This window comes from Rhodanobacter sp. Col0626, assembly GCF_049994385.1.
In the GTDB taxonomy this organism is placed as follows: domain Bacteria; phylum Pseudomonadota; class Gammaproteobacteria; order Xanthomonadales; family Rhodanobacteraceae; genus Rhodanobacter.
The window spans coordinates 1,344,459-1,360,762 of the sequence record NZ_CP188260.1 but is presented as its reverse complement, the minus strand read 5'-3'; the positions used below and the strand labels follow the sequence as shown (position 1 = coordinate 1,360,762).

The following is a 16,304-nucleotide window of genomic DNA, read 5'->3' as shown; positions in this document are numbered from 1 at the left end:
CGCGGCTGAAACATGTTCGTACCTGGTCAACGCTGGATCTCCTCTGCTGAACCCGAGCTCGGCCTCGGCACCGTGTTGCGTGTGGAAGGACGCGGCGTACAGGTGCTGTTCGCCAAAGCCGGGGTACTGCGCCCCTACGCAGTCGATTCGGCGCCACTGCTGCGCGCCGAATTCCGCGCCGGCCAGCGCGTCGCCGGCAAGGGCATCGCGTTCCTGGTGGAACGGGTGGAAATCCGCGACGAGTTGCTGATCTACCGCGGTGAAGGTCGCGAACTGGAAGAAGGCCAGCTCGACGACGAGCAGAGTGTCAGCCAGGCCGACGATCGCCTGATCGGCGGTCGCACCGACGCGGTGGCGCAGTTCGAGCTGCGCCTGGAAGGCCTCAAGCGGCGTGCCGAGGCGCGCCGCTCGCCCATGTGGGGATTGGGTGCGGCCCGGATCGGGCTGGTGCCGCATCAGCTGCGCGTGGCGGGCATTGCCTCCGCACGTCGCCCGCCGCGGGTGCTCCTGGCCGACGAAGTGGGCCTGGGCAAGACCATCGAGGCCGGCATGATCATCGCGCGCCAGCTCGCCACCGGCCGTGCTTCGCGCGTCCTGCTGTTGTTGCCCGATACCCTGGTGTACCAGTGGTTCGTCGAACTGCTGCGCCGCTTCAACCTCAGCTTCGCGATCTACGACGAGGAGCGCTGCGAAGCGCTGGAACAATCCGGCGACGCGAGCAATCCCTTCGAGGACGAGCAGTTGGTGATCGCCGACTTCGGTTTCCTGGAAAACTCGCCGAAACATGCGCAGCAACTGCTGGAAGCCCCGTGGGATCTGCTGGTGGTCGACGAAGCCCATCACCTGGCGTGGTCGCCGGATGCGGCCAGTCCGCGTTACACCATGGTCGAGCAGCTGGCCTGGACGATTCCCGGCGTGATCCTGCTCACCGCCACGCCGGAACAGCTGGGCCGCAGTGGCCACTTCGCCCGACTGCGTTTACTCGACCCACAGCGCTACCACGACCTGGACGGCTATCTGGCCGAGGCCGACACCTACCAGGCGTTGTCGAAGATTGCCGACAGGCTGCTCGACGGTGCAGCGCTGGACGACACCCAGCGCGCCACGCTAGCCGAAGCCTTCCATGGCGACGAGACTTTGACCGCGCAACTGGCCGACTCGACCAAACCGGCCAACGCCCGCGAACTGCTGGCAGCCCTGATCGATCGCCATGGCACCGGCCGCGCCATGTTCCGCAACAATCGCGCAGGCGTCGGTGGCTTCCCCAAGCGCCTGCCCGAATGGCACCTGCTGGACGCCGACACGATCGAGGAGAGCACGCGCCAGGCGCTGCTTGCCGAATTCCACGCCGATATCCAGCAACCACCGGCACTGATCGAGGTCGACTACAGCACCGACCCGCGCATCGACACCCTGATTGCCCTGCTGGAGCAGCACCCGCAGGACAAGTTCCTGCTGATTTGTCGCAGCCAGGCCAAGGTGCTGGCGCTGGAAGAGGTGCTGCGCACCCGCAGCGGCGTGGGCGTGGCGCGTTTCCACGAAGGCCTCGGCATCGTGCAGCGCGACCGCAACGCCGCATACTTTGCGCAACCCGATGGCGCGCGCCTGCTGCTGTGCTCGGAGATCGGCTCGGAGGGCCGCAACTTCCAGTTCGCGCACCGGTTGATCCTGTGGGACCTGCCGCTGGATCCGGACCTGCTCGAACAACGCATCGGCCGGCTGGACCGGATCGGCCAGAAGCACGATATCGACATCCATATCCTGGCTGTTGCCGACAGCGCCCAGCACGTACTGGCGCGCTGGTACGACGAAGGCGTCGACGCGTTCCGCATGAGCCCGGCCGATGGCCGCGAGCTGCTGCGCCGCTATGGCGAGCCGCTGACCCGACTGGCCGACGAACACGCGCGTGGCGATGACAACCGCGACCAGGAGCTGGACGCCCTGCTCACCGAAACCCATGCCAGCCACGAGCAGCTGGCCGAACTGATCCGCGGTGGCCGTGATCACCTGCTGGAACTGGCGGCCAGCCGCGACCTGCATGCGGACGAACTGCAGCAGGCATTCGCCCGCGAGGATTTCGATCCGGGCCGCGATGCCTTCGTGCAACGCCTGCTGGAAGCGTTCGGCATCCACGCCGAGGAGCTCGGTAGCCAGATACTGCTGCTCGACCCGCAATACCTGTCCACCGACGCCCTGCCCGGCTTTGCCGAAGGTCCGCAATCGGTGACGTTCTCGCGTGACGTGGCGCTGACCCGCGAGGAATTACCCCTGCTACGCCTGGACCATCCACTGGTCGCCGGTGCCATGGACCTCGCGCTGTCCGGCGAACAGGGCAACGCCGCCTTCATGGTGGACGACGTGCTGCCGCCACGCACCGCGCTGCTGCAGACAGTGTTCGTGCTCGAATGCGTCGCCGACCGCCGGCTCGACGCCGAGCGCTTCCTGCCGGTCCTGCCGATCGTCGTCACCGTCGATACCAAGCTGGCCGAACGCACCGATTTCGCGCCCAGCGACATTGCCCTGCGCAAGGCCAGCGATCGCAATATCGAGGTGGTTCGCTACCGGAAATTCCTGGGCAAGCTGGTGCCGCCCATGCTCGCGCGCGCCGAAACGCTGGCGACCGAACGCGGCCAGGCCAGCATCGAGGAAGCAGTAACCCTGGCCACCGAAACGCTGGACGCGGAACTCTCCCGCCTGCTGGCCCTGCGCGCGGTGAATCCGTCGATCAGCGAAGCGGAAATCACCGCAGTGGCGGACGAGCGCACCCGGTTGCTGGCCGCGCTGCCGCTGTCACGCTTGCGGCTGGATGCGGTGCGCTTCGTGGTCAGTGCGGATTTCCTCGCGCTGCGCTGAGTCCGGAAAACTGCCCACGACGCTGTCGGTCAACGCAGCAGTTGCCGCTTTGGCTTGATCGGCAGCCGTCCACGCCAGTACTGGATCAGCACGATGCCGCCCAGCATGCCGCCGAGGTGCGCGAAATGCGCCACGCCCGGTTCGATGCCGGTCACGCCGAGGGTCAGTTCGACCGCGGCGTAGCCGATCACGAACAGCCATGCCGGCATCGGAATGGGCAGAAAGATCAGCATGACCTTCTCGTTCGGATACAGCATGCCGAACGCCAGCAGCAGGCCGAAGATGGCGCCCGATGCGCCCAGCGTGGGTCCGTATTGCGACGGCGGTGCAAACCAGAGCACGGCCAGTTGCAGCAGCGAGGCGACGATCGCGCAGACAAAATAATAGACGGTGAAATTGCGCGCGCCGAACGTGCGCTCGATGGTGCCGCCGAACATGTACAGCGCGATCATGTTGAACATGATGTGCATGACGCTGCCATGCAGGAACGCACTGGTGACGATCTGCCATACGTCGAACAGGCCCGAACCCAGCGGCCACAAGGCGAAATACTGCAGCATGAACGTGCCCGACACCTGTTGCAGCAGGAATACCGCGACGTTTGCGATCAGCAAATTGCGGGTAACAGGTGGCAGATCAAGGGGCATCGGTCGGTTTCCGGAAGTTGAACGGCAAGCGTAGCGGTGATCGGGTGATGTCGCCACGTCACCGGCCGCCACAGCGGCCGGACGCATGCGATGGCGGCGTTCCGTGGAAGACCGTGGCCCGTGCGAATGGTTCAGACCGGGCCGGGTACGGCCGATGGCGCCCAAAAAAAAGCCGCCTTGCGGCGGCTCCGGAACAGTCGTCGTAACCGCTCAGCCCTTGTCGGCCACCATCGCCATCGCTTCGGGCCGCTTGGCACCGGCAAAGCGCTTCGACCAGTAGGTGTCATTGAGGCTGGAAATCTCCACCGATTTGCCGGTGGTCGGTGAATGGATGAAGCGGCCATTCGAAATATAGATGCCCACGTGCGAAATTCGACGCTTGCCGTGCGTGCGGAAGAACACGAGGTCACCCGGCTTCATGTCGCCGCGCTTGATCTTGAGGCCCGCCAGGAACTGCGCCGCGGAATTGGTGGGTAGCTGCATGCCGACGGCGTGGGCAAACACGTAACGGACAAAGCCGCTGCAATCGAAGCCGGTGGACGGATCATGGCCGCCACGCACATAGCGGGTATCGCGCAGCTTCATCGCCATTGCGATCAGCGCCTTGCGCAGGTCGGTGGTGTTCTCGACAACCGCATCGGTCGGCGCCGACTCGTCGTCAGCCGCCTGGTCGTCCGCGTCGGGCTGTCCGGACGCGATCTGTTTCACGACGGCGTCATCACCGCCCAGCACGGTTCGGGCGTCGGCGGGAACGATCGACTGGCTCAGCATCGGCGCCGGATTGAAGATCGGCAGCGGCTGCAGCAACTGGGGCGTGACATTGGCGATGGCTTGCGGACCGGCTTCGAACGAGCTGACCAGCGATGCTGCCGGGCTGACCGTGGCGGTTGTCTCGACCTTCGTAGAGGCCGGGACGGCATGGCTGCGGGAAGCAGCCAGCGAAGAATGGTGGGTGACCTTGTGCTTGGTTGCCGCGAGCTTGCCGTGCTTGGTGTGGGTCGCCTTGTGCTTCGCCGTCTTGACGTGCGTCGACTTGTGAACCTGAGCGTGTTTCGCGTGAACCGGTTTGCCGTGGGTTTTGCTGGTGTGGGCCTGTACCGGTGCGATCACGAGCAAGGCTGCAGCAAGCACGGAAAAGGCGGTCAATCGCTTGATTGGCATGCGGGGGAAAATCCCAGGTGATTCACAGGATTGGCCGCCTGCAGAAGCTGACGACGTGACGAAGTAGTGAAGTTATCAAGAAGGGGCCGTGTGGATGTTGGATTGAGGTTAATTGAACTCCATCGTTTTCAAATGCCTCGATTCGCCATATATGACACGCAAGCCAATGATTGTGAAAATTTTTTCTCCGCGATCAAACGGGAAATCACGGCTTTCGCCGCACTGGATTTCACGCACGTGAAGAGCAATGAGCCCCCAAACGTCTCTGATCCGCTCACGGTGCCGGCGTAGCGCGACGGCCGAAGATGGCGCTGCCAATCCGCACCTCGCTGGCGCCCTCGAGGATCGCCTGCGGAAAGTCCCCGCTCATTCCCATCGAAAGCCTAGGCAGATCATGCCCCTGGGTGGCAGCCTGAGCACGCAGCTCACGCAGTAGACGAAAACAGCGACGTACTTCGGCCGCTTCGTCGGAATGGGTCGCCACGGTCATGAGGCCACGCACCCGCAAGGTCTGGTAATCGCGCAGACGATCGAGAAGGGTTGGCAGGTGCTCGGGCGCTAAGCCGTATTTGCTGGGTTCCGGCGACGTCTTCACCTGCACCAGCACATCGATCGCACGGCCTTCCTGCTGCAGCCGCCGATCCAGAGCCTCGGCCAGTTCCAGCCGATCCAGCGACTGCACCTCACTGGCCAGTCGAGCCACGTCGCGGACCTTGTTCTGCTGCAGATGGCCGATTACCACCCAGTCGATGCCGCAATCCGCCAGGGGAGCGGATTTGTCGCGAATTTCCTGCACCCGGTTTTCGCCGAATCGGCGCATGCCCAGATCCACCGCGGCCCGGATCAGCTCCGGGCCAAAGGTCTTGCTGACCGGCAGGATGTTGACCGAGGCGGGATCACGTCCTGCCTCGCGACAGGCATCATCGACGCGCTGGCGAATCTGCGCCCAGTTGGCTGCCAGCCAGGTGGTGTCTGCGCTCATGTGTCGACCGAGGATCAGGCCTTGGTGCCCTGCTGATGATGACGCGCCACCACTTCGGCCACCACCATGCTGACCTTCTTGCCGGTGGGGATATGCAGGAACTCGTTCGGGCCGTGGGCATTCGAATGCGGGCCCAGGACGCCGGTGATCAGGAACTGCGCCTTCGGGAATTTCTCGCCCAGCATGCCCATGAACGGGATGCTGCCGCCTTCGCCCATGTAGGTGGCCGGCGCGCCAAAATAATGCTGCGAGGCGTCGCTGACGGCCTGTTCCAGCCACGGCGACAGCGCCGGTGCGTTCCAGCCGCTGCCGTCCTTTTCCAGGGTGAAGCTGACCTTGGCGCCGTACGGCGGATCCTTCTCCAGCAACTGCTTGACGAACTCGCCGGCTTTGGCGCCACTCAAGGTGGGCGGCACGCGCAGGCTCAGCTTCACCGAGGTGAATGGTCGCAGTACATTGCCGGCGCTCTCCAGTGCGGGGATGCCACCGATGCCGGTCACCGCCAGTTGCGGACGCCAGGTACGGTTGAGCACCAGCTCGGCCAGGTCGTGGGTGACCGGTTGCATGCCGTCGACCCATGGAAACTTGTCGTAGATGCCCGCGCCCAGCACATCGGCGGAAAGCTTGGCCTGGTCGATGCGCTGCTGCGGTATTTCGACGTACAGCTCCTTCGGCTTGATCGTGCCGGTTTCCGGATCCTCCAGCCGCGACAGCAGCTCGCGCAGGATGCGGAAGCTCGATGGCACTACACCGGAGGCGTCACCCGAATGCACGCCCTCCTCCAGCACCTGCACGGTGAGGTTGCCGCCGGTCATGCCACGCAGCGAGGTGGTCAGCCACAGCTGGTCGTAGTTGCCGCAGCCGGAATCCAGGCACACCACCAGCGACGGGCTGCCGATGCGCTCGGCCAGATGGTCGACGTAGAACGGCAGGTCGTAGCTGCCCGATTCCTCGCAGGCCTCGATCATCACCACGCAGCGAGCGTGCGGAATGCCTTGCTCGTGCAGCGCCAGCAAGGCAGCCAGCGAGCCGAAGATCGCATAGCCGTCGTCGGCACCGCCGCGGCCGTACAGCTTGTCGCCCTTGAGCACCGGCGTCCACGGACCGAGGCCCTCGTTCCAGCCGGTCATCTCCGGCTGTTTGTCCAGATGGCCGTACAGCATCACGGTGTCGTCGCCCTGGCCCGGCACGTCGATATAGATCAGCGGCGTGCGCCCTTCCAGTCGCACCACTTCCAGCGTGGCGCCGGGCAGCTGGCTCAATTTGGAGCGCGCCCAGGTTTCCATCAGCTTGACCGCGGCATCCATGTAACCATGCGCCACCCAGTCCTTGTCGAACATCGGCGACTTGTTGGGAATACGAATGTATTCAACCAGCTGCGGCACGATTTCGTCGTCCCACAAGCCATTGACGAAGTGGGAAAGGCGGGCGGTATCCATGGTCGGGCTCCATCGGGCGATCAGACAGGCATTGTAACAGCGCGTTCCACCGGCGCCGGCACCGCCCGACAGGCGCACAGGCGGCACCCACAAACGCCAACGCTCAACGCGCACGCAGCTCTGGCCGCCGATCCGACTGCAATGGCTTCCTTCCACAGCCAAAGTGGGAACGCGGCACCTGGATGCCGCCACCACGCTCGAGGAGGAAGGTCATGTTCCACAAATTTGCAGCATTCGCCCTTGCACTGACACTCACGCTGCCGGGGCTGCTACTCGCCGCCACGCCGGTCAACATCAACCTGGCCGATGCCGCCACCATCGCCAAATCGCTGGATGGCATCGGCCAGTCCAAAGCAGAGGCCATCGTGGCCTGGCGCGACGCGCACGGGGCTTTCAAGAAGGCTGACGACCTCCATCAGGTCAAAGGCATCGGCAAGGCCACGATCGAGCGCAATCGCAGCGCGATCCTGCTCAGCGACGCCAGCGCCGGATCGACCGCCAAGGCGGATCTGCCAACGAAGGCCCCACGCAAAAGCAAGGAGGATGCCGTCGAAGACTGACGGTCGCCGCCGTGGCGCGGGCAGGCGGCGCGATCCGGTGGGTCGCGCCGCCTGCGTTACACTCGCGCGCCCAGCCTGCCATCATGCCGCCATGATCCTGCCGCGCTACCACATCGCCGCCTCCGCCATCCGCGGTGCCGGCAACGGCCTGTTTCTCGATGAAACCGTGGCGGCGGGCCGCATCATCACCGCACCCGATGGCATCGATCAGACCTTTCCGCACGCCGAAATCCTGGCCTCGCCGGAGCTGAACGCCCAGTTTCACGCCAGCGCGCGCTGGTTCGAGGACCGCTACACACTGTCGCCCGACTGGCCGGACGAGTGCTACATCAACCACAGCTTCACGCCAAACGGGCTGTGGCATCTCGGCTTTGTGTTCGCACTGGCCGAGTTGCCTGCCGGCACGGAAGTCACCGTGGATTACCGGCACCTGCTGCCACCGGGTCAAGCCGAGGATTTTGTCGATTCGGTCACAGGTGAGATAATCACCGGCTTGTCCTGGCGAGAGAGTCTCGCCAGCAGCACCCTTGCCTTGGCCGAACTGCTTGCCAACGCCCACCGCTGATCGTGATGTCTGATATCCCAACTATTGAAACGGCGCGCCTGCGCCTTACCGCGCTGACCGAGCGACACTTCGACGACTACGCCGCGATGCTGGCCGATCCGGACAGCACCCGCTGGATTGGTGACGGCGAACCGCTGGACCGTACCAACGCCTGGCGTTCACTGGCGATGCTGCTGGGCCACTGGCAGTTGCGTGGTTGCGGCATGTGGGCACTGGAACTGAAAGACAGCGGCGAATTCATCGGTCGCGCCGGCCTGATGTACCCCGAAGGCTGGCCCGACCTGGAAATGGGCTGGATGTTGAAGCCCTCGCATCGTCACCACGGTTACGCCACCGAGGCCGGCAACGCGGTACTCGATTTCGCTTGGAACCAGTTGCACGCGCAACGCGTGATCAGCCTGGTACGAATCGGCAACGAAGCGTCCGATCGGGTGGCCGAGCGACTCGGCGGCGAGCACATCGAAGACATGGATTTCTACGGCAGCAACAGCCACGTATTCGCCTACTACCCGCCGCACCGCGAGCACCGTCGCGCCTACGGCTAGACCCACGGGTTGCCTGCGAACCCGGCCGTATCGGAAAGTCGCTTCGACAAGCGCTGCCGGCAGGGCCGACCTGCTTGCCGCCCAAACACACCCGTGGTCGATGCGCCGGATCCGAATCGGCGGACTCGGCTCTTCCGTACGGGAGAGCCGAGCCGACCTTTACGCAACAATCGATCAGATCGCCGGCGGCAAGCCGCTTGCCACACGCGATGGCGACAGCGAGCGCGCCACTTCGGCCAGTGCGAACAGTCGCGCCACGCGCATCCAACCGATCACCACCGCCACCAGCTGCGCCAGCAACACGGCCAACACCAACCCGACAACACCGACGGCAGGAGTGTGTACGCGCCCGAGCCCCAGCACGAAGGCGACCGCGTAGCCGATCACGCTGATCAACAGATAGCAGAGCAAGGTGCTGAACGGACGGCGCAGCAACTGCATGAAGCCGCGACCGAACGCGCGCGTGGCCGAACGCAACCCCGTATCCGCGATGAACGCCGCACGACCCGACTCGACGATCGATTGCGCCAGCACGAACAGCACCCCTGCGACGAACAGGGCCAGGTGCGATGCGCGGTCGGCCTGCGATTCCAGCACGGCCTTGTCGCCGATGCCATCGGCCATGTGCAGCACGACACCGATCAGGCCACCCATTGCCGCGTACGGCAGGATCGACCACAGCATCAGGCGGAACATGCGACCGTACTCGACGATGCCGCACTGAAGCAGGTGGCTGAAACCCAGTGCACGCCCGGCGCGGCCAGTGCCGACCACCATGCCATTGAGAAACGGCAACAGCAGCAACATCAGCAACATGCCCACCAGGGCAATGCCATGGAACCAGTTGGAAATCTGCAACGTCGACATGACGTCACCGACCATCGTGGCGTTGAAGCGGGTAGCCCACGCCTGGGCCTGGATCGAATGGTCGAGCGCACCACTCAGCGCCCGCCAGACCGGCAAACTGACCACGGCCGTCGGCAACAACAGCAACAGGATCCAAAGCAGCAGCAGGCGCCATTGCATGGCCGCGAAGGGTGCACTCACCACGGCACCCGAATCCACGCGGCGGGAAATACGACCAGTCTTCATCACAGCGTCCCCATCAAGGCATAGAAAGTCTGAAAGATGGAAGCCAGATCCGCACTCCATCGACGCGACGCGCTGCCATCGGCCTTGATGGTCCGACTGTCGTTGATGCTGTTCGCATCCAGATAGATCTTCTGTCCGGGATCGACCGTCGCCGATACGGCCTTGACCGGTTTGGTGAAGGTAAACCGCTTCCAGCGACTGGCGTCATCCCAGTGCATCGTCTCGCTGCTGTCGTCGGCAAACTTGATCAGCACGGTACGCGGCACCGCCGCACCGGTGCGGCGCACCGTGATCGTCGACTGCCACGGATACGGACCCCCGTATTTGGCGTCCTTGTGCGTCTTCTTCCAGGCGGCGCGCGCGTCGTCGATCTGCTTGTCGACCTCCTTGTCGGTCAGCGTGATGCGTTTGCCATCGCGCATTTCGGTGCCGGTACGCGGAACCTGCTCCTCGTTCTCGACCGAGACCACGCTCGCATCGACCTTGTCCGTGCCGTACACCTGCGAAGCGAAAATCGCATTCACCAGCTCGGGCTTGCCGGAACCTTCGGCCAGGGCGTCACGCAGGTCAGCCGCATCGGGATGACGGAACTTCCAGCGCTCGTAATACAGCTTCATCGCCTTGCCCATCACCTCATGGCCAAGCAGGTTCTCCAGCGTGCGCATGGTTGCTGCGGTACGCGAATACACCGAGCCGTAGCTACTGCTGGACATGCGGTCCCACGAATTGGAGTCGAGCGAATCGGCCGGTGTGCCGATGCCCAGCACGCCACTGAGCCGTTCCGCCTCGAACGGGTTCATGCTCGGCTTGATGCCCAGCCGGCTCAACAGCGGCGTGGTGGGGAAAATATCCTGCTTGCGATCGACCAGCATGCGATCGTCCCAGTACTCGTTCATGCCCTCGTCGAGCATCGGCTCCTCGAATTCGTTCGAGCCGAGAATGCCCATGAAATAGCCGTGGCCGAACTCGTGGATGGTGACGAAATCGATCAGGTACTGGCTGGCCGTATCCGGCGTGACCTTGTTGATGCCCTCGGCCGTGAAGAAGGTCGGATACTCCATGCCGCCCGCTTCACTGGCGTTGTAAGGCGGTACCACGGCGGTGACTGTCTTGTACGGATACGGTCCCAGCGTGTCGGAGAAATAGGTCAGCGAATCGGTGGTGGCCTTGAGCACCGGCTGGGCCGCGGCTTCGTACTCCGGCGGGTAGATCACCTGCACGTCGACCGCCGGGCTGCCTGGTCCGGCCCAGCTGGTGTGCTGCACCTTGTAACCCGGCGCCGCCACCCAGGCGAAATCCTCGACATCGTTCTGCACGAAGCGGTGAGTGACCTTGCCGCCATCTTCCGTGGGTGCACCTTGCTCCTGGCCCACGGCGCCGACGACGTAGTTCTTGGGCACGCTCAACTTCACGTCGAAATTGCCGTAGTCGGCATAGAACTCGCTTTGAAAGTGGAATTCGTGCGCGTTCCAGCGCGGTGCCGTGGCACCGCGCTCGCCGGGCAGTTCCAGCACGGCAATCTTCGGGAACCACTGGCCGACCAGATGGAAGTCACCGAACCAACCCGTGCGTTCGACCACACGCGGCAGTTGGTCGTGGAAGTCGATGTCCAGGCTCAGCGTGCCTTGCGCCGGCACGGCCTGTGGCAGATCCAGCTCGACTACCGTCTTGTCGGTCTTCGGGCCGCCATCCGGCTGCACGAAACGCCAGGTCACGGGTTGGCCGCCCTGCTGCACCTTGTTGAGCTCGATGTAGCCCCACTCGCCTTTCTTCAGGCTGGCGTTGCCGCGCGAATGACCGCTGCCGGCGAGCAGGCGGCGCTCGGTGAAGAACGTGCTGCCCGGGCCTTCGAACGCATTGAGGTAAAGGTGCAGGTAGATCTTCTTGACTGGCTGGTTGCTTCGGTTACGCCAGGTCATGGTCTGCTTGCCGTCGACCGTGTGCTTGGCCGGATCCAGCGACGCCTGGATGGTGTAGCTCACCACCTGGTCGGACAGCGTGGCCGGGTGATCGCCACGTGGACCGCCCCATGCATCCGGCGCACTGGGCACCTGGAAATTCGCCGCGTTGCCGGAAACGAACGGTATGTCGGCAGCGACCGAACCTGCACTGGCCGGAACCAGTGCGCTGTTGGCTGGCTTACTGGCCGTCGTCGGTGCCTGTGCCAACGTCACCGCGGGCAATACCGCGACCGACAAGGTCACGGCACACAGGTATCCCCACTTGCGTGCAACTGGCCGCATGTTTTCTCACTCCCCAGGTAATCCCTGCAGATTGCGCCACCCAGCCCCGCAAGGCATAGGCCATTGGTCATGCGTGCCAGAGCCAGCAGGCAGAATGTGTGCGTACCTTTAGTAGACATCGCGCCGATAACGGCCCTGTTCGCGCAACTGCCGGACCCGCGCCACTCCCAGCACATCGTGCAGTGGCGCATCGACTCCGGGCGCGAGGCCATCGAGGCTGCCGCAGACGTAGATGGAGGCACCGGCATCGACCCAGTCCAGCAGTTGGCCGGCTGCATCGCGCAAGCGGTGCTGTACGTGAATGCGCTGGGTCTGATCGCGCGACCAGGCAAAATCGACGCGTTCGATCTGGCCGTCTGTCGTCCAGCGCTCGATCTCCTCGCGATAAAGAAAATCGTGTGCCTCGTGCCGCTCGCCGAACAGCAGCCAGTTGCGTCGGTGGCCGGCGGCGATGCGCGCCTTCAGCAACGCACGCAGTGCCGCCAGCCCGGTGCCGTTGCCGACCAGGATCAGCGGCCGCGCATCCGGCGGCATGCGAAAGTTGACGTTGCTGCGCACGCGCAACGCAATCTCGGCGTCGATCGCCGCATGCTCGGTCAACCAGCCCGAGCCGAGTCCGAGACAGCCGCCGGGACCGCGCATCTGACGCACCAGCAGGTGGATCGCGCCGTCATCCGGCAACGAGGCGATTGAATACTCGCGATGCGGCAGCCGCTGCAGCATCGCGGCTACCCCTTCCTCATCCAGCCCATCGATTTCGTCGGCCTTGGGCAGACGGCAATGCGCCAGTTGTTCGGCCAGCGGCAGGCGCTGCTTTTCGTACGACACCGGCACCGAGCCATCCAGCCCGCGTGCGGACAACCAAGCCATCACCTTGGCTGGTGCATGGCGCGGACCGATCTCGACCAGATCACCGGCCTGCCAATGGGCGCTGCCCACCGATGGTTGCAAGGCCAGGTGAAAACACGGCGCGCCCACGCTGCCGGGATTCAGCAAGCAGCGCTCGACCAGGCGCCAGCGCTGGTATGCCGGCGCCTGCCAGTCCGGCAGATCGCGGGTGTCGGACAGCATCGCCAGATGATGTTGCCAATGGCGCCGACTGGCTTCGTCCTCGCTGTCCACCTCCACCGGGTCGAACAGCGGCTGCGCCCCGCTGGCCTGCAGCCAGCGTTGCAGCTGGCGACCGAAGCCGCAGAATTCCTCGTAATCGCTGTCGCCCAGCGCAAGCAGGCCGTAACGCAGGCCGCTCAGCGACGTCGGCTGCTGCATCGCCAACCGGTGGAACGCCAACGCCATGTCCGGCGGTTCGCCATCACCGGTGGTGCTGACCACGAACAGCACGCGACCGGCGTGACGCAGGTCATCGGCGGCAACGCTGTTGATGCCGTCCAGTCGTGTTGCCATGCCGGCAGCCCGCAGGCTTTGTTGGGTCCGCTGCGCTATCTGTTCGGCAAAACCGGTCTGGCTGGCATAGATCACGCGCACCGTCGCATCCGCCGAAACGACTCGCATGTCGTCCCCGGCATGGTCGACGACCGCTGTGTGCGAATTCGCTGCCATGTCGCGCATGCCCGCTGCTTTGCGCCAAACCACTGGCCGCCAGTAACGCGGCCAACCAAGCAGTCCCAGCCACGCCAGCAGCACCAGCGCGGCGTCCAGCCAGCGTTCGCCACCGGGGTCGCGCCATTGCAGCCCCTCCCCATGCAGCAGGAGCATCAGCGCCGAGAGCAGTCCGAAGCCGCCAAGCAACAATGCACTGCTGACGGTCGCGCGTCGCGCCGTGGCTGCGTCGAGCTGCTTCATCGCCGCAGTTCCGCGGCGAATGCCGGCGACATGCGCTGCTCGAAACCATGGCGGGTGCGCACGACCATCAACACCGCCAAACCATGCTGGCGTGCGTAGGCCATGCCCTGTTCGGCGCCGAGCACGCTGAGCGTGGTGCCCAGCGGATCGGCCTGCATGCAGTCGTCCGCCAGCACGCTGACCGAGGCAACTTCGTGCGGCGCCGGATAGCCGCTACGAGGATCGATGTGATGTGAATAGAAATGCCCATCGTCTTCGAACACGTGGCGGTAGTCGCCGGATGTGGCGATCGCGCGATCACGCAGCTGGATCGTGCGCACCAGCTCGGCGGCATCGGTCACTGCGCCGGCCGCGGCCTCCGGACGTTCGATACCGACTCGCCACGGCATGCCATCCGGTTTGCGGCCATGCGCCTTCAGCTCGCCGCCGACCTCGACCAGCCAGGCCTTTACCCCCATCCGCTGCAGGTAACGACCGACCTGATCCACGCCATAGCCCTTGGCCACCGCGGAAAGGTCCACATAGATTCCACCCGGCTGCCATGCCCGTTGACCGGCCGGATCCAGCTTCAATTTCCACCAGCCCACCCGCGCTTTCGCCTGCATGATGGCGTCCACCGATGGCGGCTGCCGCGGCCGGTGGTCGGGGCCGAATCCCCACAAATTCACCAGCGGTCCGACCGTCGGGTCGTACGCACCGTCGCTGTCCTTCGCCAGTTGCAGCGCGTGCTGAAGCACGACGAAAAACTCCGGCGGCAGCGGCCGCCAGCTGCCGGCCGGCGCGAGGTTGAAGCGCGACAACTCGGACTGAGGCTTGTACGTGCTCATCTGCCCGTCGACGCGATCCAGTTCGGCCTGGATGCCGCGCTGAAGCTCATCCGCCGAACGCGCCTGCGGCAACATCAACTGCACCGACCAGGTGGTACCCATGGTGCGGCCATCCAGATGCTGCAGGCCTGTCGCTGCGACGGGCGTGGCCATGACCCACAGGATCGACAATTGGACGGCCAAACGAAAATACGACATGACGCTTACTCGGGCAGGACCTCGAGCGTCGCGGTGTACGACAGGCGTCGCTTGCTGGCCTGCTTCATGCCGCTGTTGCCATCCTCAGTGGAGGCATTGATCCAGTACATCCCCGCATGTGACCAGGTCAGCCTGAACTTGCCGTCCTTGCCGGTTTGAGCGGTCAATTCATCCTGCGCGTTGCGGTAGCGGGTGGCGCCGGCGATCGCGCTGATCTTGAGGTCGCCGGCCGGCTTGCCGTCCAGCAACAACTGGAACGTGGCCGGCTCACCGACAACCAGGTCGGTGACGTGGGTGACCGGCACCAGCTCCAGCCCCTTTCCGCTGGGCTTGAGTGCCACGTCGTTCGGCTTGCCATTGCTGATGAAGGTTTCTACCCGATTGCTGGCCGCCGTCACTTCCACGTTCTTCGCCGCCTTCGGGACGGCCGTGGCCAGTTCGTCGGTCTTGCCGCGCCAACGCTTCTTCTGGCCGTCCAGCTCGTAGCTGGCGAACAGCACCTGGCTGACCATTGCCACCTTGTAAGTGCCTTGCTGAGTCAGCTCCAGATCGAACACGCTGCGGTATTTGCCGCTGGACGCGTTTTGGGGTTTGGCCGTCTGGCCGTCTGGCGCGGTGATCACCAGCTGGTCCAGTGAAGCGGCATGGTGATCCGGATAAAACAGGTCGTTGGAGATCGCCGCATCCACCGTGACCCACGGATCGACACCGGCGACATTGGTGGCCGACGGCAGCAGCCACACTTTGTGCGCCTGCGCGGCCAGCGGCATGGCGATCGCCGTGGCAAGGACGATCCATTTCAAAGTGCGCTTGTGCATGTTCGCTCCGGACAATTCGGTGAGGTCGTTCATGGGTTGATATCGAGGCTGATCGTGCCTAGTTCGCTACGGCCTTGCGCTGTCAGATGTTGCGTGGCGGTGGCTGGCCAATGGAACGGCACACGCACCACCTCGCGCCCACCCACTTCGCGCGCCGCCTCTACCACCAGGGTGTAGTCGCCCGTCCCCAACGTGCCCAACGGCGCCTGGCCGTCGATGAATTTCAACTGATGCTGTCCGGCCGGGCGGGTGGCGCCGGAGACGCCGTCCACCGGTAGCGTCAGACCACGACCGCCGCGGCGCCACCACTGGCGCAGGTCGGGCAGCCATTTGCCGCCGGCGCCCTCCTTGCTGTCCTTTTGCGCATACCAGACAGCCAACTGCGCAGCCACGCTGTGGTCGGCGCGTTCGATCCAGATCGCCGAGTACGGCCGGTGGTATTCGGCCACCTTCTGCTCGGGAATCTGCACGGTGAGGTTCAGCTCGGCCGCGGCCACTGGCGTGGCCAGCGATAGAACCAGAACCAGGGCGCAACAGGAAAGCAGCAGACGGCACATTGTGGGGTCTCGTT

The 16,304-nt window shown here is 64.5% G+C and carries 14 protein-coding genes; 4 read left to right on the top strand and 10 right to left on the bottom strand.

Annotation, left to right across the window (positions count from 1 at the left end):
• The first annotated feature begins 12 nt into the window (after positions 1-12).
• Positions 13-2,853, top strand: coding sequence for an RNA polymerase-associated protein RapA (rapA, locus tag ACPPVV_RS05500; RefSeq protein WP_426702461.1), 2,841 nt, complete (start codon positions 13-15; stop codon positions 2,851-2,853).
• A gap of 29 nt (positions 2,854-2,882) precedes the next feature.
• Here the strand turns inward: rapA and ACPPVV_RS05495 are convergent, their stop codons facing one another.
• From ACPPVV_RS05495 to ACPPVV_RS05480, 4 genes are all read right to left on the bottom strand, one after another.
• The gene (locus ACPPVV_RS05495; protein WP_426702460.1) at positions 2,883-3,500 is read right to left on the bottom strand and encodes a rhomboid family intramembrane serine protease; all 618 of its coding nucleotides are present in this window, start codon (positions 3,498-3,500) and stop codon (positions 2,883-2,885) included.
• A 210-nt stretch (positions 3,501-3,710) separates the two neighbouring features.
• Complete coding sequence (locus ACPPVV_RS05490; RefSeq protein ID WP_426702459.1) at positions 3,711-4,661, bottom strand: C40 family peptidase; 951 nt, start codon at positions 4,659-4,661, stop codon at positions 3,711-3,713.
• Between the two features lie 274 nt (positions 4,662-4,935).
• Entirely contained in the window at positions 4,936-5,643 is a 708-nt protein-coding gene (locus ACPPVV_RS05485) for a YggS family pyridoxal phosphate-dependent enzyme (RefSeq protein ID WP_426702458.1), read from the bottom strand.
• 14 nt (positions 5,644-5,657) lie between these two features.
• Complete coding sequence (locus ACPPVV_RS05480) at positions 5,658-7,082, bottom strand: M20 family metallopeptidase (RefSeq protein ID WP_426702457.1); 1,425 nt, start codon at positions 7,080-7,082, stop codon at positions 5,658-5,660.
• Positions 7,083-7,294: 212 nt separating this feature from the next.
• On the opposite strand from ACPPVV_RS05480, the gene ACPPVV_RS05475 reads away from it, so the two are divergent.
• From ACPPVV_RS05475 to ACPPVV_RS05465, 3 genes are all read left to right on the top strand, one after another.
• Positions 7,295-7,642, top strand: coding sequence for a ComEA family DNA-binding protein (locus ACPPVV_RS05475; RefSeq protein ID WP_426702456.1), 348 nt, complete (start codon positions 7,295-7,297; stop codon positions 7,640-7,642).
• Positions 7,643-7,733: 91 nt separating this feature from the next.
• Positions 7,734-8,207 (top strand): SET domain-containing protein-lysine N-methyltransferase, encoded by a 474-nt coding sequence (locus ACPPVV_RS05470; protein WP_426703175.1) that lies wholly within the window; start codon positions 7,734-7,736, stop codon positions 8,205-8,207.
• 5 nt (positions 8,208-8,212) lie between these two features.
• Entirely contained in the window at positions 8,213-8,752 is a 540-nt protein-coding gene (locus tag ACPPVV_RS05465; protein WP_426702455.1) for a GNAT family N-acetyltransferase, read from the top strand.
• Between the two features lie 174 nt (positions 8,753-8,926).
• Here the strand turns inward: ACPPVV_RS05465 and ACPPVV_RS05460 are convergent, their stop codons facing one another.
• The 6 genes from ACPPVV_RS05460 to ACPPVV_RS05435 form a co-directional block, all read right to left on the bottom strand.
• Complete coding sequence (locus ACPPVV_RS05460) at positions 8,927-9,844, bottom strand: hypothetical protein (RefSeq protein ID WP_426702454.1); 918 nt, start codon at positions 9,842-9,844, stop codon at positions 8,927-8,929.
• Positions 9,844-12,087 carry a M1 family metallopeptidase gene (locus tag ACPPVV_RS05455; protein WP_426702453.1) on the bottom strand — a complete coding sequence of 748 codons (2,244 nt, stop codon included), beginning with the start codon at positions 12,085-12,087 and terminating at the stop codon, positions 9,844-9,846. The genes ACPPVV_RS05460 and ACPPVV_RS05455 overlap by 1 nt, the downstream gene beginning before the upstream one ends.
• A 108-nt stretch (positions 12,088-12,195) precedes the next feature.
• Positions 12,196-13,890: a flavodoxin domain-containing protein gene (locus tag ACPPVV_RS05450; RefSeq protein ID WP_426702452.1), complete on the bottom strand. Its 1,695-nt coding sequence runs from the start codon at positions 13,888-13,890 to the stop codon at positions 12,196-12,198.
• Positions 13,887-14,870 (bottom strand): FAD:protein FMN transferase, encoded by a 984-nt coding sequence (locus ACPPVV_RS05445; RefSeq protein WP_426703174.1) that lies wholly within the window; start codon positions 14,868-14,870, stop codon positions 13,887-13,889. The genes ACPPVV_RS05450 and ACPPVV_RS05445 overlap by 4 nt, the downstream gene beginning before the upstream one ends.
• A 50-nt stretch (positions 14,871-14,920) precedes the next feature.
• Entirely contained in the window at positions 14,921-15,733 is an 813-nt protein-coding gene (locus ACPPVV_RS05440; RefSeq protein ID WP_426703173.1) for a DUF4198 domain-containing protein, read from the bottom strand.
• Positions 15,734-15,762: 29 nt separating this feature from the next.
• On the bottom strand, positions 15,763-16,290 hold the full coding sequence (locus ACPPVV_RS05435; protein WP_426702451.1) for a DUF2271 domain-containing protein: 528 nt from the start codon (positions 16,288-16,290) through the stop codon (positions 15,763-15,765).
• Positions 16,291-16,304: the final 14 nt, after the last annotated feature.

What these genes read in the sequence shown, in the direction of transcription:
- rapA (WP_426702461.1), top strand. Translation starts at nt 13, where the DNA reads ATGTTCGTACCTGGTCAACGCTGGATCTCCTCTGCTGAACCCGAGCTC.
- ACPPVV_RS05495 (WP_426702460.1), bottom strand. Translation starts at nt 3,500, where the DNA reads ATGCCCCTTGATCTGCCACCTGTTACCCGCAATTTGCTGATCGCAAAC.
- ACPPVV_RS05490 (WP_426702459.1), bottom strand. Translation starts at nt 4,661, where the DNA reads ATGCCAATCAAGCGATTGACCGCCTTTTCCGTGCTTGCTGCAGCCTTG.
- ACPPVV_RS05485 (WP_426702458.1), bottom strand. Translation starts at nt 5,643, where the DNA reads ATGAGCGCAGACACCACCTGGCTGGCAGCCAACTGGGCGCAGATTCGC.
- ACPPVV_RS05480 (WP_426702457.1), bottom strand. Translation starts at nt 7,082, where the DNA reads ATGGATACCGCCCGCCTTTCCCACTTCGTCAATGGCTTGTGGGACGAC.
- ACPPVV_RS05475 (WP_426702456.1), top strand. Translation starts at nt 7,295, where the DNA reads ATGTTCCACAAATTTGCAGCATTCGCCCTTGCACTGACACTCACGCTG.
- ACPPVV_RS05470 (WP_426703175.1), top strand. Translation starts at nt 7,734, where the DNA reads ATGATCCTGCCGCGCTACCACATCGCCGCCTCCGCCATCCGCGGTGCC.
- ACPPVV_RS05465 (WP_426702455.1), top strand. Translation starts at nt 8,213, where the DNA reads ATGTCTGATATCCCAACTATTGAAACGGCGCGCCTGCGCCTTACCGCG.
- ACPPVV_RS05460 (WP_426702454.1), bottom strand. Translation starts at nt 9,844, where the DNA reads ATGAAGACTGGTCGTATTTCCCGCCGCGTGGATTCGGGTGCCGTGGTG.
- ACPPVV_RS05455 (WP_426702453.1), bottom strand. Translation starts at nt 12,087, where the DNA reads ATGCGGCCAGTTGCACGCAAGTGGGGATACCTGTGTGCCGTGACCTTG.
- ACPPVV_RS05450 (WP_426702452.1), bottom strand. Translation starts at nt 13,890, where the DNA reads ATGAAGCAGCTCGACGCAGCCACGGCGCGACGCGCGACCGTCAGCAGT.
- ACPPVV_RS05445 (WP_426703174.1), bottom strand. Translation starts at nt 14,870, where the DNA reads ATGGCCACGCCCGTCGCAGCGACAGGCCTGCAGCATCTGGATGGCCGC.
- ACPPVV_RS05440 (WP_426703173.1), bottom strand. Translation starts at nt 15,733, where the DNA reads ATGCACAAGCGCACTTTGAAATGGATCGTCCTTGCCACGGCGATCGCC.
- ACPPVV_RS05435 (WP_426702451.1), bottom strand. Translation starts at nt 16,290, where the DNA reads ATGTGCCGTCTGCTGCTTTCCTGTTGCGCCCTGGTTCTGGTTCTATCG.